A 22,648-nucleotide genomic window follows, 5' to 3' on the forward strand; every position below is an offset into this window, starting at 1 on the left:
CCGGCGGACAGCGCCCCAGTCCCGTACGACAGCCCCGTACGGAGCGTCAGAACTTGTTCTTCGGCGTGATCCCCAGCGACAGCCCCGAGAGGCCGCGCTGGCGCCCGCCCAGCTTCCCGGCGATCGAGCGCAGGGCCGCGCCCGCCGGGGAGTCCGGGTCGGTCAGGACGACGGGCTTGCCCTCGTCGCCGCCCTCGCGCAGGCGGACGTCGATCGGGATGGAGCCGAGGACCGGCACCGACGCGCCCGTGGTGCGGGTCAGGCCGTCGGCGACCGACTGGCCGCCCCCGGTGCCGAAGACGTCGACCATCTCGCCGCAGTGCGGGCAGGGCAGGCCGGACATGTTCTCGACCACGCCGACGATCTTCTGGTGGGTCTGGACGGCGATGGCGCCCGCCCGCTCCGCCACCTCGGCGGCGGCCTGCTGAGGGGTCGTCACGACGAGGATCTCGGCGTTCGGGACGAGCTGCGCGACGGAGATCGCGATGTCGCCGGTGCCGGGCGGCAGGTCGAGCAGCAGGACGTCCAGGTCGCCCCAGTACACGTCCGCCAGGAACTGCTGGAGCGCGCGGTGCAGCATCGGGCCGCGCCAGACGACCGGCGCGTTGCCCGGGGTGAACATGCCGATCGAGATGACCTTCACCCCGTTGGCCGAAGGCGGCATGATCATGTTCTCGACCTGGGTGGGCCGCCCGTCGGCGCCGAGCATGCGCGGCACGGAGTGGCCGTAGATGTCGGCGTCCACGACCCCGACCTTCAGGCCCTCCGCCGCCATCGACGCCGCCAGGTTCACCGTCACCGAGGACTTGCCGACACCGCCCTTGCCGGAGGCGACCGCGTACACCCGGGTCAGACTGCCGGGCTTGGCGAAGGGCACCTCGCGCTCGGTCTGGCCGCCGCGCAGGGCGTTCGCCAGCTCCTTGCGCTGCTCGTCGCTCATCACGTCCAGCTCGACGTCGACGCGGGTGACGCCCTCGACCCGCGACACCGCCTCCGACACGCGCTGCGTGATGGTCTCCCGCATCGGGCAGCCGGAGACCGTCAGGTACACGGCGACCGCAACCGCTCCGTCCGCGCCGATCTCCACCGACTTGACCATCCCCAGCTCGGTGATGGGCCGGTTGATCTCGGGGTCGTTCACCGTCGCCAGTGCTTCACGCACCGCGTCTTCCGTAGCCATAGGGTCGATGGTACGGCGCCGCCCACCGGGCGCGGAAAGCCCCGTCAGCGGTCGTGTACGTCACGCCCCGCGGACCGATCCGCCGGGAATACCCCGCGGTCGGGGTGATGGCCGTTCTGCCGCTCCTCCAGGTCCCTGAGCACGTCCTGCAGCTCGGAGCGGATCCAGTCCCGCGTCGCGACCTCGCCCAGGCCGATGCGCAGGGCGGCGATCTCGCGGGTCAGGTACTCGGTGTCGGCGATCGACCGCTCGTTCTGCTTGCGGTCCTGCTCCAGGTTGACCCGGTCCCGGTCGTCCTGCCGGTTCTGCGCGAGCAGGATCAGCGGGGCCGCGTAGGAGGCCTGCAGAGACAGCATCAGCGTCAGGAAGATGAACGGGTACTCGTCGAAGCGCAGGCCGCTCGGCGCGGACACGTTCCACACCACCCACAGGATGATGACGACGGTCATCCAGACGATGAACCGTCCGGTGCCCAGGAACCGCGCGACGCGCTCCGACAGCCGGCCGAAGGACTCCGGGTCCCACTCCGGCAGCAGCCTGCGGCGCGGCGGGCGGGGCTGGTCCAGCCGGGCCCGGGTACGGGAGGCCGCCGTGGCTCCCGACGCGGCACGCTCACGGGTCGTGGTCTCGCGCTCAGGCACCATCGGCGCTCACCTCCCCCGTCGTCTCCTCCAGGTGGTACTCGGTCTCCCGCCAGTCGTCGGGCAGCATGTGGTCCAGTACGTCGTCCACGGTGACCGCGCCCAGCAGCGACCCGGAATCGTCGACGACGGGCGCCGCGACCATGTCGTACGCGGCGAAGAACCCGGCGACCACGGGCAGCGCGGCGTCCGGGTCCAGGGGTTGCAGGTCGTCGTCGATGATCGAGCCGACCAGCGTGTACGGCGGGTCGCGCAGCAGGCGCTGGAAGTGGACCGTGCCGAGGTACTTGCCGGTCGGGGTCTCCTCGGGCGGCCGGCAGACGTAGACCTGGGCCGCGTGCGCCGGGGACAGGTCGGGGTTGCGGATGTGGGCCAGGGCGTCCGCGACGGTCGCGTCGGGCCGCAGCACGATCGGCTCGGTCGTCATCAGACCGCCGGCCGTGTGCTCCTCGTACGCCATCAGCCGTCGCATGTCGGCCGCGTCCTCGGGCCGCATCAGGCTCAGCAGCCGCTCCTTGTCCTCCTCGGGCAGCTCACCGAGCAGGTCGGCCGCGTCGTCGGGGTCCATCGCCTCCAGCACGTCCGCGGCGCGCTCCTCCTTGAGCTTGCCGAGGATCTCGATCTGGTCGTCCTCCGGCAGCTCCTCCAGTACGTCGGCCAGCCGGTCGTCGTCGAGGGCGGCGGCGACCTCGGCGCGGCGCTTGGCGGACAGGTGGTGCAGGACGTTGGCGAGGTCGGCGGGGCGCAGCTGCTCGAAGGTGGCGAGGAGGTTCTCGGCGCCCTGCCCCTGCTCCTCCACGGAGAAGCCGGTGACGCCGGACCACTCGACGGTCAGCGTCTCGCCCTTGTTGCGCCGGAAGGCGCCGCCCTTCTTCCCCTTGCGGACGAAGACCTTGTCGATCTCCCAGTCCCGGCGGGCGGGCAGCTGCTGCACGGACAGGTCCAGGACGGTGACCTCCTCACCCGTCTCGGTGAGGTTGACCCGCCGGTCGAGCAGTTCGCCGAAGACGAGGCGCTCGGTGGGCCGCTGTTCGAAGCGCCGGACGTTGACCACGCCGGTGGTGATGACCTGGCCGGACTCGATGCCGGTGACCCGGGTCATGGGCAGGAAGATGCGGCGGCGGGTGGTGAGTTCGACGACCAGGCCGAGCACCCGCGGTGGTTTGCGGGCCACGCGGAGCATGACGACCAGATCGCGCACGCGTCCCACCTGGTCGCCGGCCGGGTCGAAGACGGCGATGCCGGAGAGATGGGAGACGAAGATCCGGGGGGCGCCCGCTGCCATGGCCGCGGCTCCTTTTCTCAAGCTTCGTAGGCGTGCGTCGGAGTGTGTGAGAGCTGATTCGTACGGTGTCCCTTTTCCGAATTGCCCGCTCGGACGCGCTTCAGGCTAGCCCGTCCCGAACGGCTCCGCTCTGGCGGCCGGTCCGGACGGACTGGCTCCGTTCGCCGTCCACGGCCCCGGTACGCTGCGGTACGCCGCCGGGGCCTGTCCGGACCCCGGTCGGCTCCTTGCCAGCCCTTGCCCGCCCATGTCCGAAAGGCAGCCCCACCTGTGTCTGCGACTCCCCGGCGCCGAATCCGCAGGGCCGCTCTGATGGGCGCGGCGTGCGCCCTGGCGGTGACGGGAGCGGGGCTGACGGGATGCAGTAGTGAGGACCCGGACGCGGGCACCAACGGCGTCGGGAAACTCTCCGCCGACAAGATCCAGGCCAAGGCCCGCACGGCCGCCGAGTCCGCCGAAGCGGTGCGCCTGCACGGGACCGTGGCCGCCGGCGGGAACACGTACACCCTCGACATGCGGCTGAAGCCCGACGGGGGGACCGGGTCGGTCGCCGCCGAGGGGACGACGTTCGGGCTGCTGCGCGTCGGCGAGCAGCTCTTCCTCAAGGCCGACGCCGAATTCTGGAGCCACGACGGCGGGGACGCCGCGGCCGCCGAGAAGCTGGCCGGCAAGTACGTGAAGGTGCCGCAGAGCGACCCCGTGTACAAGAAGTTCAGCGGTTTCACGGACAAGGACGTCCTCATCGGTGGCCTGCTGACCCTGCACGGCACGGTGGAGACGGACGGCCGCCACGAGCAGGCGGGCGTGCGCACCATCCGGATCACCGGCGACCAGGGCGCCGGCGGTTCGCTGGACGTCTCCCTGGAGGGCACGCCGTACCCGCTGCGCCTGGTGCGGGCGGGCAGCGCGGGCACGCTCAGCCTCTCGGACTGGAACCAGGACTTCGCGCTCGAGGAGCCGGCGCAGGACGACACGCTGGACTACGGCAAGCAGCTGCCGTCGTCCTAGGACGCTGCCGTCGTTTTGAGATGCTGCCGTCGTCCCAGGTAGGACGCGCTAGCGCTTCTTCCGGCGCTTCAGCAGCAGGCGCGGCAGCCCCGCCGGGGCCGGCTCGCGCGTCGTCGCCGGGCTCGGCAGCGGTGCCTCGGCCAGCGAACCGTCGGGCAGCGGCGCCGTCGCCCCCGTCGGCTCCAGGCGCAGCACCCGGCACTCGCGGGCCCAGCGGTCGGTCATCGCCTCGCCGTCCGGGGCGTTCAGGCGCTTGCCCTTGAGGTCGGCGACCGCCGCCCGCCAGGCCTCGGAGCCGGCCGGCAGTTCCACGACCCGTGCCGTCCAGGAGACCAGCCGGCCCCCCTTGTCCTTGCTGCGCACGGTCACCTCGGCCGAGGCCCCGTCGGCCAGCCCCGGCAGCGGCTGCTCGCCGGGTCCGTCGCCGATGACGCAGGCCGCGCCCTCGTGCCAGACGTGCCACAGCGCACGCGCGGGCATGCCGGGTCCGCCGACCCAGATGAGGCCGGACTTCTTCGTGGCCTCCTCGACGAGGGCCTGGTCGAGCAGCTCGCTTGTCATGCGGTCAGCCTATCCAGCCCTCTTCGCCCCGGTCAGAGCCAGCCGTTGCGCTTGAGCGTGCGGTGGATGCCCAGACAGAGGCCGACCGTGATCGACAGGACCAGCGGGTAGCCGAACTTCCAGTGCGTCTCCGGCATGTAGTCGAAGTTCATGCCGTACACCCCGCACACCATCGTCGGCACGGCGATGATCGCCGCCCACGAGGTGATCTTGCGCATGTCCTCGTTCTGCGCGACGGACGCCTGGGCGAGGTTGGCCTGGAGGATGGAGTTCAGCAGTTCGTCGAAGCCGATGACCTGCTCCTGCACCCGCGCCACGTGGTCGGCGACGTCCCGGAAGTACTTCTGGATCTCCGGGTCGATCAGCCGCATCGGCCGCTCACTGAGCAGCTGCATGGGACGCAGCAGCGGGGACACCGCCCGCTTGAACTCCAGCACCTCGCGCTTGAGTTGGTAGATCCGGCCGGCGTCCGTGCCGCGCGGCGTGCCCTTGCGTCCCGGCGAGAACACCTCCGTCTCGACCTCGTCGATGTCGTCCTGCACCGCGTCGGCGACCGCGATGTAGCCATCGACGACGTGGTCGGCGATGGCGTGCAGCACCGCCGAGGGTCCCTTGAGCAGCAGCTCGGGGTCCTCCTGGAGCCGGTGCCGGAGCGCGCGCAGCGAGCCCTGCCCGCCGTGCCGGACGGTGATGAAGAAGTCCCGCCCGGTGAAGCACATGACCTCGCCGGTCTCGACGACCTCGCTGTTGGCGGTGAGCTCGTCGTGGTCGACGTAGTGGACGGTCTTGAAGACCGTGAACAGGGAGTCGTCGTAGCGCTCCAGCTTGGGCCGCTGGTGGGCCTGGACGGCGTCCTCCACGGCCAGCGGGTGCAGTCCGAACTCCCGGGCGATACCGGCGAACTCGTCCTCGGTGGGCTCGTGCAGGCCGATCCACACGAACCCGCCGTCGCGGCGCACCTGGCGCATCGCCCGGTGCGGGCTCAGCGGCGTGTCCGTCTCGACGCGCGCGCCGTCGCGGTAGACGGCGCAGTCGACGACGGCGGACGCGGTCGCCGGGTCGCGGGTGGTGTCGTAGGCGCCGCTGTCCTTGCGCAGAGAGACGCGGGACGGGCGGACCGCGGCGCGCAGGTCACGGATCATCGACATGGCAGGCTCCTTCGCGACGGGCAGCGAACGAGGCCGGTGGCGGGTGGAACCACCCGGAATGAGGACGTCCTGACTACGTGCGTTCGGCACGTCCACAAAGCGGGGAGCACCGCACCGTCGCGGTGGCCGACTTCGCTGCTGATTCAGCTGCTGGTCCGGATCGATGGACCGGATCAGGCAAAACGAGACGAAGTGCTCTTCCCTGTGCAGGCGCGCGGGCAGGAAGCGGCGGCGGAAGAAACCGGAGCGGCTGTGTCAGCGGCCGGAAGAGCGGGTGGTACTGCACGGTCGACTTCGGTCCATGCCAGCCCCACCTCCTCCGGCCGGTCCCTCGTGAGGGACGATCCATCCCCTCGTTTGGAGGGGTTCCCCGTAGGGGAGTCTTCATAGCGTCGGGAGCTTGATCGCGACGCGCTGCGTGCTGCCCCGAACCGCTGGGCCAGAGTACCAGTCACCCAGTGTGTCAAGGCGCCGCTTTGCCTCGTCACTACGAGTTCTATGCTCGCCGCATGGCTGATGTTCTTCCTCTGGTCGAGGCCCGGTTGCGCAGCGCGCTGGGCGAGCCGGACGCGCGCGCGGCGGTCACCTTCCTCGGCACCGACCGTATCGAGGTGCTGCGCTTTCCCGGCGGTGGCCAGGAGGGCGAGATCGTCCGTTACGCCACGCTCGGTATGTCGTCGCAGCCCATGGCGGACCCCGCGGCCGTGCTGGCCGACCCGGTCAAGGGTCCCCGCGCCGAGCTGGTCCTCTCCGTCCGGGCCGGTCTCGCCGACACCGACAAGGTGCTCCGACCGCTCGCCGTGCTGGCCGCGTCCCCGCAGGTCGAGGGGGTGATCGTGGCGCCCGGTGCCTCCCTGGACGTCGGGGAGGCGCTGTGGCCCGGGGCGCCGTTCACGTCGGTCCTGGTCGCCGAGCCGGGCGGCCTGGTCGAGGATCTGGAGCTGGACGCCCCGCTGGATCCCGTACGGTTCCTGCCGCTGCTGCCGATGACCGCGAACGAGGCCGCCTGGAAGCGCGTGCACGGCGCGCAGGCCCTCCAGGAACGCTGGCTGACGCACGGGACGGACCTGCGCGATCCGTCCCGTGGGACCGTTCCGCTCGGGTGACGCAACTCACCGGTCTTCGTCGGTCAGTTGGCCCTTCGTCCGTCAGCCGGCGAAGACCGTGACCCCGTCCTCGGTCGCGTGCCGGGGCTCCAGCTCCTCGGCGTCGTGGGTGAGCGCGCGGCGTCGTACGAGGACCACGACCGCGCCCAGCACGGCGGTGACCGCCGCCACGACGAAGGGGATGTGGATGTCGGTCCACTCCTCGATCCGCGGCGCGAAGAAGGGAGCGGCCGCCGCCGCGAACCAGCGCACGAAGTTGTAGCCCGCGCTCGCCACCGGACGCGGCGCGTCCGACACCCCGAGGGCCAGCTCGGTGTAGACGGTGTTGTTCACGCCGATGAAGGCGCCGGACAGGATCGTGCAGACGATCGCGGTGGTGTGATCGCCGTAGCCGAGGACCAGGACGTCGGCCGCGAGCAGCGCCAGCGAGCCGCCCAGCACCTTCAGTGAGCCGAACCGCTTCTGCATGCGCGGCGCCACGAGGACCGAGAAGACGGCGAGCAGTACCCCCCACGCGAAGAACACGGCACCGGACTTGTACGGCGTCATGTTCAGCACGAACGGCGTGAAGGCCAGCACCGTGAAGAACGTGTAGTTGTAGAAGAACGCCGACACGGCGGCGGAGGCGAGTCCGCCGTGGCCCAGCGCCTTGAGCGGGTCGAGCAGCGACGTCTTGCGGGCCGGCTTCGGCTGTTCCTTCAGGAACACCGTGATGCACAGGAAGCCGATCGCCATCAGGAACGCCGTGCCGAAGAAGGGGTAGCGCCAGCTGGCGTCGCCGAGCAGCGCGCCCAGCAGGGGGCCGCAGGCCATGCCGAGGCCGAGGGCGGACTCGTAGAGCAGGATCGCCGCGGCGCTGCCGCCGGCCGCCGCGCCGACGATGACCGCGAGGGCCGTCGAGACGAACAGCGCGTTCCCGAGGCCCCAGCCGGCCCGGTAGCCGACGAGCTGCCCGACCGTGTCGGAGGTGCCCGCCAGGCCCGCGAAGACCACGACGAAGGCCAGGCCCAGCAGCAGGGTCTTGCGCCCGCCGATGCGGCTGGAGACGAAGCCCGTGACCAGCATCGCGAGGGCGGTGATGAGGAAGTACGAGGTGAACAGGAGGGAGACCTGGCCGGCGCTCGCGTCCAGGCCCTTGGCGATGGACGGCAGGATCGGGTCGACGAGCCCGATGCCCATGAAGGCCACGACGGACGCACCGGCGGTCGCCCACACGGCCTTGGGCTGTCGCAGGATGCCGCCCGCACCCGCGTCGAAGGGGTCCATGCTTGCTCCAATGCCGACGGGAGAGGGGATCAGTCAGAGGGTTCGGACGGGTCGAGGTGGTTGGTGTATGCATACAGTAAGTTAGCGTAGCTAATTAATGCAAGCTACATCTAGTTCCCGCTGGTCAGCCGTTCCGCCCGGATGGGTGATCGTCCTTGACGTGGGGGAGCGAGGGTAGGACCGTGGGGCTCTATGAGGGGCGAACCCAGTTGCCCGAAGTGTGGTGGCCGGGTCAGGGCTCCCGGTCTCTTCGCCGATTCCTGGCAGTGCGACCTGCATGGCACCGTGCACCCGCTGCAGCCCGTGCTTCCGCCCAGCGTCGAGGCGCTCGGCGCCGTGGTGCACCGCACGCAGGTACCGGTGTGGATGCCGTGGCCGCTGCCGGTCGGCTGGCTGTTCACCGGCGTGGCCTGTGCGGGCGACGACCGCAGCGGCGGCCGGGCGACCGCCGTGGCCTGCTCCGGTCCCGGCCCCCTCGGCGGCATCGGTGAGCTGATCCTGGTCGCCGAGGAACTCGGCGTCGGTCTCGGCGCGCGGTACGCGGGCATCGACGCCCCGGACCCGGGCCCGTACATGAACGTCGAGAAGCCGCCCCAGGCGAAGGTCCTGGCCGTCGGCCGTCCGACCCCCCTCTGGCATGTCTCCGGCGCCCCGGCCGACCGCGCCGTCTTCGCCGGGGAGGCACTCGGGATGTGGCTGTGGGCCGTCGTGTGGCCCGAGCGTTCGGGGCTGCTCATGTACGAGGAGCTGGTGCTGACCGATCTGAGGGACGCGGGTGCCGAGGTGGACCTGGTGCCGTGCGGGGCGCTGTCGCCGCGGTTGATCCAGCCGTAGGTGCCCGGGGCCGGGTGGGCGCCGGGTGCCGGTGGTGGGCGTGGGGAGCGTAGGGGGCGCAGGGCCGCTGCGGGTGTGACAGTGGCGGGTGGAGTTCCGGTTATCCTTGAGCGTCCCCTTCCGTTCCGTCACCGCTTGGAGTCAGCGTCGTGCGCATCGATCTGCACACCCACTCCACCGCGTCCGACGGCACGGACACCCCGGCCCAGCTGGTGCGCAAGGCCGCCGCGACCGGGCTGGACGTCATCGCGCTGACCGATCACGACACCACCCGCGGCCACGCCGAGGCCGTCGCCGCGCTCCCCGAAGGGCTCACGCTCGTCACCGGCGCCGAACTCTCCTGCCGAGTCGACGGCGTCAGCATGCACATGCTGGCCTACCTCTTCGACCCGGAGGAGCCCGCCCTGCTCGCCGAGCGCGAGCTGGTCCGGGACGACCGGGTGCCGCGGGCCAAGGGCATGGTCGCCAAGCTCAACGCGCTGGGCGTGCCCGTCACCTGGGAGCAGGTCGCGCGCATCGCCGGCGACGGTTCGGTCGGGCGGCCGCACGTGGCCACCGCCCTCGTCGAACTCGGCGTCGTGCCGACCGTGGGTGACGCCTTCACCCAGGACTGGCTGGCCGACGGCGGCCGGGCCTTCGTGGAGAAGCACGAGACCGACCCCTTCGAGGCGCTCCGCCTGATCAAGGGCGCGGGCGGGGTCGCCGTGTTCGCGCACCCGGCCGCCGCCAAGCGGGGCCGTACGGTGCCGGAGACCACGATCGCCGAGCTGGCCGCCGCCGGCCTCGACGGCATCGAGGTCGACCACATGGACCACGACGCGGACACGAGGACGCGGCTGCGCGGGACGGCGAGGGAACTGGGACTCCTGGTGACCGGCTCCAGCGACTACCACGGCAGCCGGAAGACCTGCGTGCTCGGTGAGTACACGACGGACCCCGAGGTGTACGGGGAGATCACGCGGCGGGCTTTCGGGGCGTTCCCCGTGCCCGGGGCCGGCGGAGTCTGAGCGGGGTCTGAACCCCCTCCCGCACGCCCACCCCTTCCCTCTCCCGCAAGGCAAATAGCTCACCCATGTTCGACGTCGCCGTCTTCGGCTCCCTCTTCCTGACCCTTTTCGTCATCATGGATCCCCCCGGGATCACCCCGATCTTCCTCGCGCTGACCTCCGGCCGGCCCGCCAAGGTGCAGAGGCGGATGGCCTTCCAGGCCGTCTGCGTCGCCGGTGGTGTGATCACCGTGTTCGGTCTGCTCGGGCACCAGATCCTGGACTACCTGCACGTGTCCGTGCCCGCCCTGATGATCGCGGGCGGGCTGCTGCTCCTGCTGATCGCGCTGGACCTGCTCACCGGCAAGACCGACGAGCCGAAGCAGACCAAGGACGTCAACGTCGCGCTCGTACCACTGGGCATGCCGCTGCTCGCCGGGCCCGGTGCGATCGTGTCGGTCATCCTGGCCGTGCAGAAGGCCGACAGCGCGACCACGCAGGTGTCGGTGTGGGCGGCGATCCTCGCGATCCACGTGGTGCTGTGGCTGGTGATGCGGTACTCGCTGCTGATCATCCGGGTCATCAAGGACGGCGGCGTGGTCCTGGTGACCCGCCTCGCCGGCATGATGCTCTCCGCGATCGCGGTGCAGCAGATCATCAACGGTGTCACGCAGGTGATCCAGGGCGCGTGAGCGTGCGGCGGCCGGGCCGGCGGGGGCCGGTAACCGGCCGGGGGCCGGTAGTCGGCACGCACCGGGCCCCCGCACGGAGTTCCGTGCGGGGGCCCTGGATGTGTGTGCGGGGTCCGCGTTACAAGGCCGAGGTGTCGGCGGGGCGGATCCACAGGCGCTGCCCGATGGCGGCGGCTTGCTGAACGATGCGATTCACGGAGGCGGCGTCCACGACGGTCGTGTCCACGGGGGTTCCGTCGACGTCGTCGAGTCGCATGACTTCAAAGCGCATGGCCTCTCCCTTGTTCTGGTCATCCTCCTGAGGAGAACTACTGGTGTGGCTCCTGGGTCGTCGGTGCCCAGGCTTACGTAGTTAGTCAACGGGCTGCGTGGTGCAAACATTCCCTACGCTAAAGAAATTTTTCGAACTGCTAACTACTGACTGGTAAGTCGCTTGTCCCCGGCCCGTCAGGTGACCGGTACAAGACTGACCGGGACCGGTTGTGTTCGCAGCGTGACCGCCGGGACAATGGAGGCGATGAACGACGACCTCGCGTCCCTGAACGCCCGCATCGATCGCACCAACGAGCTGCTGCTGCGCATGCTCGCCGAGGTGGCCAAGACACCCTCGACGCACGCGATCTTCGTCGACGCCGGGTACCTCTACGCGGCTGCGGGGCGCCTGGTGGCCGGGACCGAGGACCGCCGCGCCTTCGACCTGGACGCCGAGGGACTGATCGAGGCGCTCATCGACAAGGCGCGCACCATCTTCGCGGACAGCCGGCTGCTGCGGGTCTACTGGTACGACGGCGCCCGGCGCCGCATCCACACCGCGGAGCAGCAGTCCATCGCCGAGCTGCCCGACGTGAAGGTCCGCCTGGGCAACCTCAACGCCAACAACCAGCAGAAGGGCGTCGACTCCCTCATCCGCTCCGACCTGGAGTCCCTCGCCCGGCACCGCGCCATCAGCGACGCGGCCCTGCTCGGCGGCGACGAGGACCTGGTCTCGGCGGTCGAGGCCGCCCAGGGGTACGGCGCCCGCGTCCACCTGTGGGGCATCGAGGCGCCCGAGGGCCGCAACCAAGCCGACCCGCTGCTCTGGGAGGTCGACAGCCAGCGCACCTTCGACCTGGACTTCTTCAAGCCGTACGTCTCCCGGCGCACGGCCCACGCCTTCGAGGCGACGGGCGCGGCCCGGCCGGCCCGCGAGGACGTCCGCTTCGTGGGCGCGCAGATCGCGGCGAAGTGGTTGGCGGCACGTGGCCGCGAGTCGCTGGTGGAACTGCTCCCCGGCCACCCCTACCTCCCCGGCTCGGTGGACCAGGACCTGCTGGTGGAGGCCGAGGGGCTGCTCCAGTACTCGCTCCGCGGCCAGGCCGACCTGCGCAGGGCGCTGCGGGACGGCTTCTGGGAGCACTTGCGGGCGCAGTACTGAGCGCGCGGTACTGAGCGCGGTACTAGCGGTCCAGCCGTCGCTGGGTGGGGACGCCGTCCCAGAAGTCGGCGAGGGCGCGTGCGGTCGGCTCGGGCTGGTCGGTGTTGGGGGAGTGCTCGGCACCGGCGATCACGGTCCGGCGCGCGTCCAGCCGTACGGCCATCTCGTCCAGAAGGGGTACGGGCCAGGTGTCGTCGTAGGCGCCCGACAGCACGTGGAACGGCAGCGGCACGGCGGCGAGCTCGCCGACTCGGTCCGGCTCCGTGCACAGTTGCCGCCCCGTGGCGAGGAGCTGAGCGGGCCTGGTGCCCAGCCAGCGGCCGCGCAGCCGTTCCGGTTCGTCCGGGCCGTGCGCGGGTGCCGGGGCGCCGACCTCCTCGGGCGGCCCCATCGCCTGGATCACCTCCCAGACCTCGGCCATCGTCATGGTGTCGAGCGCGTCCCGAAGGAGCTTCACGCGCTGCTGCTGGGAGACGGAGATCCGCGCCGGGCCCGAGGACATCAGCGTGAGGGAGACGAAGGGGGCGTGGTCGAGCAGCACGGCGGCCCGTGCGATCTGACCACCGAGGGAGTGCCCGAGGAGATGCGCACGCGTCCCGAGAGCGGCGACCTGCGCGAGTACGTCCCGGGCCAGCTCGGCCTGCGCGTAGCCGGCTTCGTCGTGCTCCGGCCCGTCGGACTCGTACTGGCCCCGCCCGTCCACGGCGACCGTGCGGTATCCGCGCGCCCCGAGCGGCTCGTGCAACAGCGTGAAGTCCTCCTTGCTCCCCGTGAACCCGGGCAGCATCAGCACCGTCCCCTTCGCCTCGACCCCGCCGGCCACGGGCGAGTCGACGACGGCGAACTCACCACGCGCGGTACGCAGCCGGTACGCGCGGGCGCCGGAGGGCGGGGTGAAGGCGGCGTTACTGCTCACGGGCAGAGGCTATCGGGCGGTGGGGGTGAGGGCGAGGGCGGCTGGGCTGCCGGGGCCCCTGGGGCTGGGTGGCGCGGCGGGCGCGGCGGGCGCGGCGGGCGGGAGGTGGCCGGGCGTGGAGGGGTGGTGGGGTCGAGGCTTGGGCGGTGACCGGGGTGTCCGCCGGGCTGCGGAGGTTTGCTGCGTGGTCGGCTGCGGGCGTACGGCGGAGATGGGCCGACGGCGGGTGTGGCGGTGGCGGTGGCGTGAGGCGCTGGGCCGGGGGATGGGCGGCGGCCGTGGGTGGGAATGCCGTCGGCCCGGTCCCGCGTGGGTGGCGGGACCGGGCCGGCGGTCGGGTGAGCGGCGTTGATCAGCTTTCGCTGGACTCCGCGGGCCGCGTGGCGGCCGCGGCCGCCTTGCGGGTGCGGCGAGCCTTCGGCTTCGCCTCGGCCGTGTCGGTGGCCTCGGCGGGCGCCTCCACGGCAGCCGCCTTACGGGTCCGACGGCGCGGTGCCGCCTCCGGCTCCTGCGAGGCCTGGGCCGGGATCTCGGCGGCGGCCTCGGTGGCCGCGACGGGGTCGGCGGCCTTGCGGGTGCGGCGGCGCGGCTTGGTCTCCGTGCCTTCGGCGGTGTCGACGGCGGCCTCGGCCTTGGCGGCGGCCGTCTTCCGGGTGCGCCGGGGCTTGGCCTCGGCGGCCTCTGGCGTCTGCGCGGCCGTTTCGGTGGCCTCCGCGGCCTTGCGGGTGCGGCGGCGCGGCTTGGTCTCCGTGGCCTCGGCGGTGTCGACGGCGGCTTCCGCCTTGGTGGCGGCCGTCTTCCGGGTGCGCCGGGGCTTGGCCTCGGCCGCTTCCGGCTCCTGTGCCGTCTGGGCCGGGATCTCGGCGGCGGCCTCGGTGGCCGCGACGGGGTCGGCGGCCTTGCGGGTGCGGCGGCGCGGCTTGGTCTCCGTGCCTTCGGCGGTGTCGACGGCGGCCTCGGCCTTGGCGGCGGCCGTCTTCCGGGCACGGCGCGGCTTGGCCTCGGCGGCCTCCGGCGCCTGGGCGGCCTCGGTGACCTCCGTGGGCTCCGCGGCCGCGGCCTTGCGGGTGCGGCGGGGCTTGGCATCCGCGGTGCCCGCGGTGTCCGTCGCGGGCGATGCCGCGGCGGCCGACTTGCGGGTGCGGCGCGGCTTCGTCTCCGTCGGTTCGGACGCGGGCTCGGCCGCTCCCTCGGCCGTGTCGACCGCCGTCTCGGCGGCCGTGGCCTTACGGGTGCGGCGGCGCGGCTTCGCCACGGGAGCCTCGGTCACCGGGGCCTCCATCACCGGGACGTCGGCGACCGTCGGCTCGACCACCGGGGTGGTCTCCAGCGGAGCGGCCGGCGTCTCGGCCGACTTGCGGGTGCGGCGGCGACGCGACTTCGCCGGGGCCTCGGGGGTTTCCACAACCTCCGTGACCTCCGTGACCTCGGGGGTCGAGAGCGCGGTGCCCTCCGTGACCCGCGCGGCAGGGGCGTCGGTCGTCGCGGACGTCACCGGTCGGCGCGACTCTCCACTGCGCGTACGGCGCCGACGGCGCAGCGTGCGGGGAGCGGCGTCCGTGTCCACGTCGGCGGCGCTGTCCGCACCGCCGGTCACGGCCTCGGGTGCGGTGGTCGCGGAGGCGTCCGCGTCCACCGGAGCACCGCCGCGCATCCGGCGCCGGCGACGCGGCGTCGTACGGGACGAACGCTCGCGGTCGGCGGAACGGGACTCGTCCCGGTCACCACGGCCACCGCGCCCGCTCCGGTCACCTCGGTCGCCGCGCGCGCGGCCACCGCGGCCGCCCGGCTCGCCCAGGTCCTCCATCTCCTCCGCGTCGAGGCCGGCGCGCGTGCGCTCCGAGCGCGGCAGGACGCCCTTGGTGCCCTCGGGGATGCCGAGGTCGGAGTACAGGTGCGGGGAGGTGGAGTACGTCTCCGGCGGGTCGCTGAAGCCCAGGTCCAGCGCCTTGTTGATCAGCTGCCAGCGCGGGATGTCATCCCAGTCGACCAGCGTGATCGCCGTACCCTTCGCGCCCGCGCGGCCGGTGCGGCCGATGCGGTGCAGGTACGTCTTCTCCTCTTCCGGCGACTGGTAGTTGATGACGTGCGTCACGCCCTCGACGTCGATGCCGCGGGCGGCGACGTCGGTGCAGACGAGCACGTCCACCTTGCCGTTGCGGAAGGCGCGCAGGGCCTGCTCGCGAGCGCCCTGGCCGAGGTCGCCGTGGACCGCGCCGGAGGCGAAGCCGCGCTGCTTGAGCTGGTCGGCCAGGTCGGCCGCCGTGCGCTTGGTGCGGCAGAAGACCATGGCCAGTCCCCGGCCGTCGGCCTGCAGTATGCGCGACACCATCTCGGGCTTGTCCATGTTGTGCGCGCGGTAGATGAACTGCTTCGTGTTGGCGACCGTGGCGCCCGCGTCGTCCGGCGAGGTGGCGGAGATGTGCGTGGGCTGCGACATGTAGCGGCGGGCCAGTCCGATGACCGCGCCCGGCATGGTGGCCGAGAACAGCATGGTCTGGCGCCGGACCGGCAACATGTTGATGATCTTCTCGACGTCGGGCAGGAAGCCCAGGTCGAGCATCTCGTCGGCCTCGTCCAGGACCAGGCACTTGACGTGCTTGAGGCTCAGCTTCTTCTGGCCCGCCAGGTCCAGCAGGCGGCCCGGGGTGCCGACGATCACGTCGACGCCCTTCTTCAGGGCCTCGACCTGGGGCTCGTAGGCCCGGCCGCCGTAGATCGCCAGGACGCGCACGTTGCGGACCTTGCCGGCGGTCAGGAGGTCGTTGGTGACCTGCTGGCACAGCTCGCGCGTCGGGACGACGATGAGGGCCTGCGGGGCGTCGGTCAGGGCCTCGGGCGCGGCGCGGCCCGCCTCGACGTCGGCGGGGACGGTCACGCGCTCGAGGAGCGGGAGGCCGAAGCCCAGCGTCTTGCCGGTGCCGGTCTTGGCCTGTCCGATGACGTCCTTGCCCGACAGGGCCACGGGGAGCGTCATCTCCTGGATGGGGAAGGGAGTCATGATGCCGACGGCCTCAAGGGCTTCGGCGGTCTCGGGGAGGATCCCGAGGGATCGGAACGTCGTAGTCAGGGTGCTGCCTCTTCTGTGTACGTGGTGCGAGGCGAGCGCGCGGGTCGTGCCGGACCGTGTCGGGGACGTCGGCTGCCTTACGGAATGAGCCGTAGGACACGGGACCTCTGTCGACGCTCCAGCGCTCGTACCACTGAGGGTCCCCCTCCGGATTCCGTACGCACTGCGGCGTACAGCAGGGAGGGCTGTCGGGTCGGAGCCGATCGGGCCACCGACCGGGCATCCTCATGCGTGCGGCCCGACGACGATGTTACGTACCCGTACGTCACATACTCGGCAGGCGCATTACCACCATACCCTGGATTCGCGCACACGCGATGGCCGATTTGGTCACGTAGTCGTCGTCACACTGACTGACCGGGGCCGACCGGGGGCCTTCTCGCAGGCCACGGGCGGGCTATTGTGCGCTGCATGACGAGCTCTGACAAGCCTGGCAACGCCGCTGACGCCCCCGCCGAAACCACCGGAGCCACCGGAGTCACCGAAACCACCGGAGTCGCCGCCCAGGACTGGACGACGGCGGCCGCCGACCCGCAGTACCGAGCCGCGGTCGTGGACCTGCTCGGCGCACTCGCGTACGGAGAGCTGGCGGCGTTCGAGCGGCTCGCGGAGGACGCCAAGCTGGCGCCCACGCTCGCGGACAAGGCTGAGCTGGCGAAGATGGCGTCGGCGGAGTTCCACCACTTCGAGCGGCTGCGGGACCGGCTCGCCGAGATCGGCGAGGAGCCGACGGAGGCGATGGAGCCGTTCGTGGCCGCGTACGACGGCTTCCACAAGCAGACGGATCCGTCCGACTGGCTGGAGGGGCTCGTCAAGGCCTACGTCGGCGACTCCATCGCCAGTGACTTCTACCGCGAGGTCGCGGCCCGCCTCGACTCCGACACCCGCGAGCTGGTGCTGGCGGTGCTCGACGACACCGGGCACGCGGGGTTCGCCGTGGAGAAGGTGCGCGCGGCGATCGACGCGGACCCGCGTGTGGGCGGGCGGCTCGCGCTGTGGGCACGGCGGCTGATGGGAGAGGCCCTCTCGCAGTCCCAGCGGGTGGTGGCCGACCGGGACGCGCTGTCGACGATGCTGGTCGGCGGTGTCGCGGACGGCTTCGACCTCGCCGAGGTCGGCAGGATGTTCTCCCGGATCACCGAGGCGCACACCAAGCGGATGGCGGCGCTGGGTCTGGCCGCCTGACCGCCTGACCGGTCTGGCCGCTGTCAGCGCGGGCGCGACCCGGTACGGCGACGGCCTGTCAGGCGGTCGCCGATCGGCGGCGGAGTCTGCCCGCGGGGCGCAGCAGCAGCGACAGCGAGGCCGCGGAGAGGGTCGCTGAGCCCAGGAGAACCAGCAGGAGGCCGCCGGCGCCGAGCGCGGTGTGCGTGACGAAGGCCCCGAAGAGGGCCCCGGCGACCCCCGTCGGCAGGACCAGGACGCGGGCCGGCAGGCGGTGGGGCAGACGGTGGGCGGCGGCCCATGCCAGGGCGAGGCCGAGGATCGCGGCGCTGAGCGCTTCCAAGAGCATGTCGGGGTCCCTCCCACGCAGCCGGCCTGCCCGAAACGGTCACAGCCGTCTTACCCCTGACCTGCGGAATACAACCCTCCTCCTGTGGGTGAACTGTGCTCCGTCCGTGAACGAGGTGACGGGAGGAGACGACGGCAGAACCGGGAGGGGCCCGGCGGTGACTCACCGCCGGGCCCCTCCCGGTTCTGCGTGCGTCGTTCCGCGTCCGCCGACTACAGGGCGCCGAAGCCCACCTTGCGAGGGGCCTGCTCGCCGATCTCGACGTAGGCCAGACGGTCGGCCGGCACCAGGACCTTGCGGCCGTGTTCGTCCACGAGGCTCAGCAGCGCCGACTTGCCGGCGAGTGCCTCGGCCACCACACGCTCGACCTCCTCGGCACTCTGACCGCTCTCCAGAACGATCTCGCGGGGCGCGTGCTGCACGCCGATCTTGACCTCCACGGCTATGTCCCTCCGACGGTCAGTGAAGTGCGCGATCTTCCGCGCCGTACCCAGGACACATTAGCCCGGTGAGGGGACGTACACGCTGCGTCGGAGAACGCCAGGAGCGAACAGCCGACGGGAACGGCATCGCCGTACGCCCGCCGCCGCCCGCCACGCTGTGACGGTCAGTGCTGCTCGGTGCCGTGCAGCGGGAAGCCGGCGATGCCCCGCCAGGCCAGCGAGGTCAGCAACTGGACCGCCTGGTCGCGCGGCACGCTGCGGTCGCTGTGCAGCCAGGAGCGGGCCACCACCTGGGCGAGACCGCCCAGACCGGAGGCCAGCAGCATCGACTCGGCGCGCGAGAGGCCGGTGTCCTCCGCGATGACGTCGCAGATCGCCTCGGCGCACTCGTTCGTGACCTTGTCGACGCGCTCGCGCACGGCGGGCTCGTTGGTCAGGTCCGACTCGAAGACCAGGCGGAAGGCGCCGCCGTCGTCCTCGACGTACGCGAAGTAGGCGTCCATCGTCGCCCGGACGCGCTGCTTGTTGTCGGTGGTCGAGGCGAGCGCGCTCCGTACGGACTGGATCAGGGACTCGCAGTGCTGGTCCAGCAGGGCGAGGTAGAGGTCGAGCTTGCCCGGGAAGTGCTGGTAGAGCACCGGCTTGCTGACGCCGGCGCGTTCGGCGATGTCGTCCATCGCGGCCGCGTGGTAGCCCTGGGCCACGAACACTTCCTGTGCGGCGCCCAGCAGCTGGTTGCGTCGGGCTCGGCGGGGAAGGCGTGTGCCCCGCGGGCGTACCGCCTCTGTCTGCTCGATGGCTGTCACGCCGCCTCCCAAAGTCGTCCTCGTGCGGTGTGCGCCGCGTCGCCATCGTACTTTTCGGTAACCGTGGTGTGTGCGGTGCGAGCGCAGAATTTCACGGACCGGACGGCGGCGATAGCCGCACAACAGGTTTCAAAAGCGTTCAGGCCGGGCAGGAATCGGCCTCCTTCCTGTTCGGCAGGCCTCTCCGCCGCTTCCGGTGCCGCGTCTTCGGTTGCCCGCGGCCGCGTCTCAGCGGTAGTCGTCCTCGTCGTGGGAGACGACCCGGGCCTGTTCCGCCAGGTCGGCCTCGTTGGCGCGGTCCGGATCGACGCCGGTCAACGGGTCGTCGCGCTCCGGAGCGATGTCCGCCTGCTGCTCGGCGGCGTCGGCGTCCGGCGCCTCGACGTCGAATTCCTCCGCTTCCTGTGACTCGTCGTCGAAGGTCTCGGGGTCGGTCGGGTCGACGGTCATGCTGGGCTCCCTTCCTACGAACGTCCCTGAAGATGCAGGGGCCACACGCGGGTGCCCACTCCACGAGCCTAGGAGACACCCGATCCGGACGCCATGCGTCGCCAACGTCCGCGCCCGTTCCGTGCGCTGTCGGCATCAGTACCCGGATGCCGCGCCGTCGCACCCGTGCTTGTGATGGCGAACACATGAACCACTGCGTGATCGTCTCGTAACATTGCCGCATGCCTTCGATCGAGCCGCCGTCCGTGCCGCCCGCCAACGTGCTGCCGAAGGTCGCAGCCGTCAAGGTCGCGGCCGGCGAGCGGCTCAGGTCGGTCCACCTGCCCGGTATCACCTTGACGGTGCGCTCGAGACCACCGGCCCGCGAGGGCCTGCCGCCCGCGCTCTACGTCCACGGCCTCAGCGGTTCCTCGCAGAACTGGTCGGCGCTGATGCAGCTGCTGGACGGCGTCGTCGACAGCGAGGCCCTCGACCTGCCGGGCTTCGGCGACTCCCCGCCACCGGACGACGGTGACTACTCGATCACGGGCCACGCGCGCGCGGTCGTGCGCCACCTCGACGCGGCCGGGCGCGGCCCCGTGCACCTCTTCGGCAACTCGCTCGGCGGCGCCGTCGTCACCCGCGTCGCCGCGGTGCGGCCCGACCTGGTGCGGACGCTGACCCTCGTGTCGCCCGCGCTGCCGGAGATACGCGTGCAGCGCAGCGCCGTGCCGACGGGGCTGCTGGCGTTGCCGGGGGTGGTCTCGCTGTTCACCCGGCTCACCCGCGAGTGGACCGCGGAGCAGCGGGTCCGCGGCGTGACGGCGCTCTGCTACGGAGACCCGGGACGAGTGTCGCCGGAAGGTTTCCGCAACGCGGTGGAGGAGATGGAGCGGCGACTGGAGCTGCCGTACTTCTGGGACGCGATGGCGCGTTCCGCCCGCGGGATAGTCAACGCGTACACGGTGGGCGGCCAGCAGGGGCTGTGGCGACAGGCCGAACGGGTTCTCGCACCGACGCTGCTGGTCTACGGTGGACGGGACCAACTCGTCGGCTACCGCATGGCACAGCGGGCTGCCCGCGCCTTCCGTGACTCCCGGCTGCTGACCCTGCCGGACGCGGGACACGTGGCGATGATGGAATATCCGGAGACCGTGGCCACGGCGTTCCGCGAACTCCTCGCGGACACCGGGGAATCGGCGGTCGGCGAGAGGATCGACGCGGCCGTCGACGACGAGCCCGCCAACCAGACCACAGGAGGCTGAGGCGCGAAGTGGGACGCCACAGCCGCCGCGGACCCGCCCCCAGGGCCGACGCCGAGGGCACCGCCGCAGCACGCGAGGGCCGGCCCGGCCTGCTGGGCCGCCGCCGGGCGCCCGGTCCTTCGGCAGAGGAGCAGACGCCGCCGACGAACGGAACACCCGGCGCGGCGCCCCGCGGGGCACCGGCATCGGGGAGTACCCAGGGCGGGAGCGGGGGCCAGGGTGTCCCTGCCCCCCGGGGGCACGCGGGTCCGGGCCCACGGCTTCCGGACGGGACGCCGGCGCACGGGTTTCCGTCGGTTTCGGCTGGGACGCCGGTGCGTGGGTTCCCGGTGGGGTCGGATGGGACGCCGGCGCGTGGATTTTCTTCGGTTTCCGATGGGACGTCGGCGCGTGGATTTCCGTCGGTTTCCGATGGGACGCCTGCGCGCGGGTTCCCTTCGGTTTCCGGCGGGACGCCCGCACGTGGATTTCCGGTGGTTTCGGACGGCACGCCGGCGCATGGGCTCCCCGGGGTGGGGGACGGCACGCCGGCGCATGGGTTCCCCGGGGTGGGGGACGGCACGCCGGCGCACGGTTTTCCGCGGGTGGCGGACGGCACGCCCGCGCGTGGTGTTCCCGGGGTCCCGGACGGTGCCCCGGCGCGTGATGTGCCGCCGGTCCGTGGCGGCCATCCCGAGCAGCGTGAACCCGGCGGTGGCTGGGGCGACGTGAACGGACGGGCCGGTGCCGGGCCCGGTGCGCCGACGGGACCGCCCACCGGCGCCTCCTCGCACCCCTCGCACTCTGCGCCCCCCTCGCGTCCCGGGTACCCCGGGCCGCCCGGCCGGTCCGCGAGGCAGTCCGGCCAGCCCTTCCCGCGGCAGCGGCAGGCGCCTCCGGGGGGACCGCGGCAGGAGTACCTGGACGCCTTCGGTGGGGACGACGACGTCTTCGTGCCCCGCCCCTCGCGCCCCACCCCCGTCTCCGCGCAGCCCGCCGACCCGTACGCCTCCGTCACCGACTGGAGCGCCGAGGGCGGGGACGGCGGCGTCACGGGCGCCGACGACGCGCCACCCACGGGTGAACCCGTACCGGGCAAGGGCGGTAAGGGCAGGACGTTCACCGGCATCGCCGCGGCCGCCGTCACCACCGTGCTGGCGGTCGTCGTGGCCGGCCAGGTCGCCGACGGGGCGGACGGCGACGACGCGCGCTCGCAGTCCGCCACCGACCAGGCCCGCGACGTCAACGACTCCGCGTCGCGGGCGGACGGACGGCCGACGCCCTCCGCCCCCGAGTCCGCGGCACCGCTGACGTACGAGCACAAGATGGAGAAGAGGTACCCGCTCGGCGCCAAGCTCGACGGTTCGGGGAAGTTCGACGCGATCCCCGGCATCGACAAGGGACCGGGGACGGGGCAGAAGTACACCTACCGCGTGGACGTGGAGCAGGGACTCGGCCTCGACGGGGGACTCTTCGCCGAGGCCGTGCACAAGACGCTCAACGACGACCGGAGCTGGGCCCACAACGGCGCCCGCTCCTTCGAGCGCATCCACTCCGGGCAGCCCGACTTCGTGATCACGCTGGCCAGCCCCGGCACCACCGCCGACTGGTGCGCCAAGTCGGGCCTGGACACCACCGAGGACAACGTGTCCTGCGACTCGGCCGCCACCGAGCGCGTGATGATCAACGCCTACCGGTGGGCGCAGGGCGCGGAGCCGTACGGCGACGACATCCACGGGTACCGGCAGATGCTGATCAACCACGAGATCGGCCACCGCATCGGCTTCAACCACGTCACCTGCGACAAGGACGGCGAACTCGCACCGGTCATGCAGCAGCAGACCAAGTTCGTCGACCACGACGGAATCGACTGCCGTCCCAACCCCTGGGCCTACCCCAACAGCTGATCGCGAGCCATGGCCGCCGCATCACTTGCGGTGACTGTCTGATCTCTTAGCGCGACGGAACGCGCCCCGCACGGGAAAGTCACGCCCGTTCACCCCTTTTGGTGGTGGGGAGGCCAAAACGACCAAACAACAACACACAGACCACCAACATTAGAACCCCGCCGCCCCCCCCGGCCCACAAACGCACCCCCAACCCGAC

The 22,648-nt window shown here is 71.9% G+C and carries 22 protein-coding genes; 9 read left to right on the plus strand and 13 right to left on the minus strand.

Going from position 1 to position 22,648, the window contains the following annotated elements; genetic code table 11:
• Positions 1-46: 46 nt before the first annotated feature.
• Genes ACFW48_RS20240 through ACFW48_RS20250 form a run of 3 tightly spaced genes read right to left on the minus strand, consistent with a single transcriptional unit; the run spans position 47 to position 3,106 of the window.
• On the minus strand, positions 47-1,180 hold the full coding sequence (locus tag ACFW48_RS20240) for an Mrp/NBP35 family ATP-binding protein (protein ID WP_386316460.1): 1,134 nt from the start codon (positions 1,178-1,180) through the stop codon (positions 47-49).
• A gap of 44 nt (positions 1,181-1,224) precedes the next feature.
• On the minus strand, positions 1,225-1,824 hold the full coding sequence (locus ACFW48_RS20245) for a DUF1003 domain-containing protein (RefSeq protein ID WP_386316462.1): 600 nt from the start codon (positions 1,822-1,824) through the stop codon (positions 1,225-1,227).
• The gene (locus ACFW48_RS20250) at positions 1,814-3,106 is read right to left on the minus strand and encodes a magnesium transporter MgtE N-terminal domain-containing protein (protein ID WP_386316464.1); all 1,293 of its coding nucleotides are present in this window, start codon (positions 3,104-3,106) and stop codon (positions 1,814-1,816) included. The genes ACFW48_RS20245 and ACFW48_RS20250 overlap by 11 nt, the downstream gene beginning before the upstream one ends.
• A gap of 270 nt (positions 3,107-3,376) precedes the next feature.
• On the opposite strand from ACFW48_RS20250, the gene ACFW48_RS20255 reads away from it, so the two are divergent.
• Complete coding sequence (locus tag ACFW48_RS20255) at positions 3,377-4,114, plus strand: hypothetical protein (RefSeq protein ID WP_386316466.1); 738 nt, start codon at positions 3,377-3,379, stop codon at positions 4,112-4,114.
• 48 nt (positions 4,115-4,162) lie between these two features.
• Here ACFW48_RS20255 and ACFW48_RS20260 read toward each other — a convergent pair whose 3' ends face one another.
• Positions 4,163-4,675, minus strand: a complete 513-nt coding sequence (locus tag ACFW48_RS20260; protein WP_386316468.1) for a hypothetical protein — start codon at positions 4,673-4,675, stop codon at positions 4,163-4,165.
• Positions 4,676-4,707: 32 nt separating this feature from the next.
• Complete coding sequence (locus ACFW48_RS20265) at positions 4,708-5,823, minus strand: magnesium and cobalt transport protein CorA (protein ID WP_386316469.1); 1,116 nt, start codon at positions 5,821-5,823, stop codon at positions 4,708-4,710.
• Positions 5,824-6,332: 509 nt separating this feature from the next.
• On the opposite strand from ACFW48_RS20265, the gene ACFW48_RS20270 reads away from it, so the two are divergent.
• Positions 6,333-6,929, plus strand: a complete 597-nt coding sequence (locus ACFW48_RS20270) for a suppressor of fused domain protein (protein ID WP_386316470.1) — start codon at positions 6,333-6,335, stop codon at positions 6,927-6,929.
• 42 nt (positions 6,930-6,971) lie between these two features.
• Here the strand turns inward: ACFW48_RS20270 and ACFW48_RS20275 are convergent, their stop codons facing one another.
• On the minus strand, positions 6,972-8,195 hold the full coding sequence (locus ACFW48_RS20275; protein ID WP_386316472.1) for an MFS transporter: 1,224 nt from the start codon (positions 8,193-8,195) through the stop codon (positions 6,972-6,974).
• 192 nt (positions 8,196-8,387) lie between these two features.
• On the opposite strand from ACFW48_RS20275, the gene ACFW48_RS20280 reads away from it, so the two are divergent.
• The 3 genes from ACFW48_RS20280 to ACFW48_RS20290 all read left to right on the plus strand — a co-directional run bounded on the left by ACFW48_RS20280 (position 8,388) and on the right by ACFW48_RS20290 (position 10,707).
• Complete coding sequence (locus ACFW48_RS20280; RefSeq protein WP_386316474.1) at positions 8,388-9,029, plus strand: DUF6758 family protein; 642 nt, start codon at positions 8,388-8,390, stop codon at positions 9,027-9,029.
• Positions 9,030-9,178: 149 nt separating this feature from the next.
• A complete protein-coding gene (locus ACFW48_RS20285) occupies positions 9,179-10,036 on the plus strand; it encodes a PHP domain-containing protein (RefSeq protein ID WP_386316476.1) in 858 nt (285 codons plus the stop codon).
• A gap of 65 nt (positions 10,037-10,101) precedes the next feature.
• Positions 10,102-10,707, plus strand: coding sequence for a MarC family protein (locus tag ACFW48_RS20290; protein ID WP_386316478.1), 606 nt, complete (start codon positions 10,102-10,104; stop codon positions 10,705-10,707).
• 118 nt (positions 10,708-10,825) lie between these two features.
• Here the strand turns inward: ACFW48_RS20290 and ACFW48_RS20295 are convergent, their stop codons facing one another.
• Positions 10,826-10,978: a hypothetical protein gene (locus ACFW48_RS20295; RefSeq protein WP_007444413.1), complete on the minus strand. Its 153-nt coding sequence runs from the start codon at positions 10,976-10,978 to the stop codon at positions 10,826-10,828.
• A 237-nt stretch (positions 10,979-11,215) separates the two neighbouring features.
• Here ACFW48_RS20295 and ACFW48_RS20300 point away from each other — a divergent pair, with 237 nt between their 5' ends.
• The gene (locus ACFW48_RS20300) at positions 11,216-12,121 is read left to right on the plus strand and encodes an NYN domain-containing protein (protein ID WP_386316848.1); all 906 of its coding nucleotides are present in this window, start codon (positions 11,216-11,218) and stop codon (positions 12,119-12,121) included.
• A gap of 22 nt (positions 12,122-12,143) precedes the next feature.
• Here ACFW48_RS20300 and ACFW48_RS20305 read toward each other — a convergent pair whose 3' ends face one another.
• On the minus strand, positions 12,144-13,037 hold the full coding sequence (locus ACFW48_RS20305; RefSeq protein ID WP_386316480.1) for an alpha/beta fold hydrolase: 894 nt from the start codon (positions 13,035-13,037) through the stop codon (positions 12,144-12,146).
• 352 nt (positions 13,038-13,389) lie between these two features.
• Complete coding sequence (locus ACFW48_RS20310) at positions 13,390-16,014, minus strand: DEAD/DEAH box helicase (RefSeq protein WP_386316850.1); 2,625 nt, start codon at positions 16,012-16,014, stop codon at positions 13,390-13,392.
• Positions 16,015-16,518: 504 nt separating this feature from the next.
• Here ACFW48_RS20310 and ACFW48_RS20315 point away from each other — a divergent pair.
• A complete protein-coding gene (locus ACFW48_RS20315) occupies positions 16,519-17,292 on the plus strand; it encodes a ferritin-like domain-containing protein (protein WP_386316482.1) in 774 nt (257 codons plus the stop codon).
• 58 nt (positions 17,293-17,350) lie between these two features.
• Here ACFW48_RS20315 and ACFW48_RS20320 read toward each other — a convergent pair whose 3' ends face one another.
• The 4 genes from ACFW48_RS20320 to ACFW48_RS20335 all read right to left on the minus strand — a co-directional run bounded on the left by ACFW48_RS20320 (position 17,351) and on the right by ACFW48_RS20335 (position 19,319).
• Complete coding sequence (locus tag ACFW48_RS20320; protein ID WP_386316484.1) at positions 17,351-17,620, minus strand: hypothetical protein; 270 nt, start codon at positions 17,618-17,620, stop codon at positions 17,351-17,353.
• Between the two features lie 212 nt (positions 17,621-17,832).
• Entirely contained in the window at positions 17,833-18,060 is a 228-nt protein-coding gene (locus ACFW48_RS20325; protein ID WP_121749090.1) for a DUF3107 domain-containing protein, read from the minus strand.
• 167 nt (positions 18,061-18,227) lie between these two features.
• A complete protein-coding gene (locus ACFW48_RS20330) occupies positions 18,228-18,869 on the minus strand; it encodes a TetR/AcrR family transcriptional regulator (protein ID WP_375923510.1) in 642 nt (213 codons plus the stop codon).
• 228 nt (positions 18,870-19,097) lie between these two features.
• A complete protein-coding gene (locus ACFW48_RS20335) occupies positions 19,098-19,319 on the minus strand; it encodes a hypothetical protein (RefSeq protein WP_386316486.1) in 222 nt (73 codons plus the stop codon).
• A gap of 221 nt (positions 19,320-19,540) precedes the next feature.
• On the opposite strand from ACFW48_RS20335, the gene ACFW48_RS20340 reads away from it, so the two are divergent.
• Positions 19,541-20,563 (plus strand): alpha/beta fold hydrolase, encoded by a 1,023-nt coding sequence (locus tag ACFW48_RS20340; RefSeq protein WP_386316488.1) that lies wholly within the window; start codon positions 19,541-19,543, stop codon positions 20,561-20,563.
• 473 nt (positions 20,564-21,036) lie between these two features.
• Positions 21,037-22,449, plus strand: coding sequence for a DUF3152 domain-containing protein (locus ACFW48_RS20345; protein WP_386316490.1), 1,413 nt, complete (start codon positions 21,037-21,039; stop codon positions 22,447-22,449).
• Positions 22,450-22,648: the final 199 nt, after the last annotated feature.

Origin of the sequence: Streptomyces sp. NPDC058812 (assembly GCF_042744565.1) — a bacterium.
GTDB lineage: Bacteria > Actinomycetota > Actinomycetes > Streptomycetales > Streptomycetaceae > Streptomyces > Streptomyces thinghirensis.

Excerpts from the sequence above, each read along its gene's own strand:
- ACFW48_RS20240 (WP_386316460.1), bottom strand. The coding sequence starts at position 1,180 with ATGGCTACGGAAGACGCGGTGCGTGAAGCACTGGCGACGGTGAACGAC.
- ACFW48_RS20245 (WP_386316462.1), bottom strand. The coding sequence starts at position 1,824 with ATGGTGCCTGAGCGCGAGACCACGACCCGTGAGCGTGCCGCGTCGGGA.
- ACFW48_RS20250 (WP_386316464.1), bottom strand. The coding sequence starts at position 3,106 with ATGGCAGCGGGCGCCCCCCGGATCTTCGTCTCCCATCTCTCCGGCATC.
- ACFW48_RS20260 (WP_386316468.1), bottom strand. The coding sequence starts at position 4,675 with ATGACAAGCGAGCTGCTCGACCAGGCCCTCGTCGAGGAGGCCACGAAG.
- ACFW48_RS20265 (WP_386316469.1), bottom strand. The coding sequence starts at position 5,823 with ATGTCGATGATCCGTGACCTGCGCGCCGCGGTCCGCCCGTCCCGCGTC.
- ACFW48_RS20270 (WP_386316470.1), top strand. The coding sequence starts at position 6,333 with ATGGCTGATGTTCTTCCTCTGGTCGAGGCCCGGTTGCGCAGCGCGCTG.
- ACFW48_RS20275 (WP_386316472.1), bottom strand. The coding sequence starts at position 8,195 with ATGGACCCCTTCGACGCGGGTGCGGGCGGCATCCTGCGACAGCCCAAG.
- ACFW48_RS20280 (WP_386316474.1), top strand. The coding sequence starts at position 8,388 with ATGAGGGGCGAACCCAGTTGCCCGAAGTGTGGTGGCCGGGTCAGGGCT.
- ACFW48_RS20290 (WP_386316478.1), top strand. The coding sequence starts at position 10,102 with ATGTTCGACGTCGCCGTCTTCGGCTCCCTCTTCCTGACCCTTTTCGTC.
- ACFW48_RS20295 (WP_007444413.1), bottom strand. The coding sequence starts at position 10,978 with ATGCGCTTTGAAGTCATGCGACTCGACGACGTCGACGGAACCCCCGTG.
- ACFW48_RS20300 (WP_386316848.1), top strand. The coding sequence starts at position 11,216 with ATGGAGGCGATGAACGACGACCTCGCGTCCCTGAACGCCCGCATCGAT.
- ACFW48_RS20310 (WP_386316850.1), bottom strand. The coding sequence starts at position 16,014 with ATGACGCTCCCCGTGGCCCTGTCGGGCAAGGACGTCATCGGACAGGCC.
- ACFW48_RS20315 (WP_386316482.1), top strand. The coding sequence starts at position 16,519 with ATGACGAGCTCTGACAAGCCTGGCAACGCCGCTGACGCCCCCGCCGAA.
- ACFW48_RS20320 (WP_386316484.1), bottom strand. The coding sequence starts at position 17,620 with ATGCTCTTGGAAGCGCTCAGCGCCGCGATCCTCGGCCTCGCCCTGGCA.
- ACFW48_RS20335 (WP_386316486.1), bottom strand. The coding sequence starts at position 19,319 with ATGACCGTCGACCCGACCGACCCCGAGACCTTCGACGACGAGTCACAG.
- ACFW48_RS20340 (WP_386316488.1), top strand. The coding sequence starts at position 19,541 with ATGCCTTCGATCGAGCCGCCGTCCGTGCCGCCCGCCAACGTGCTGCCG.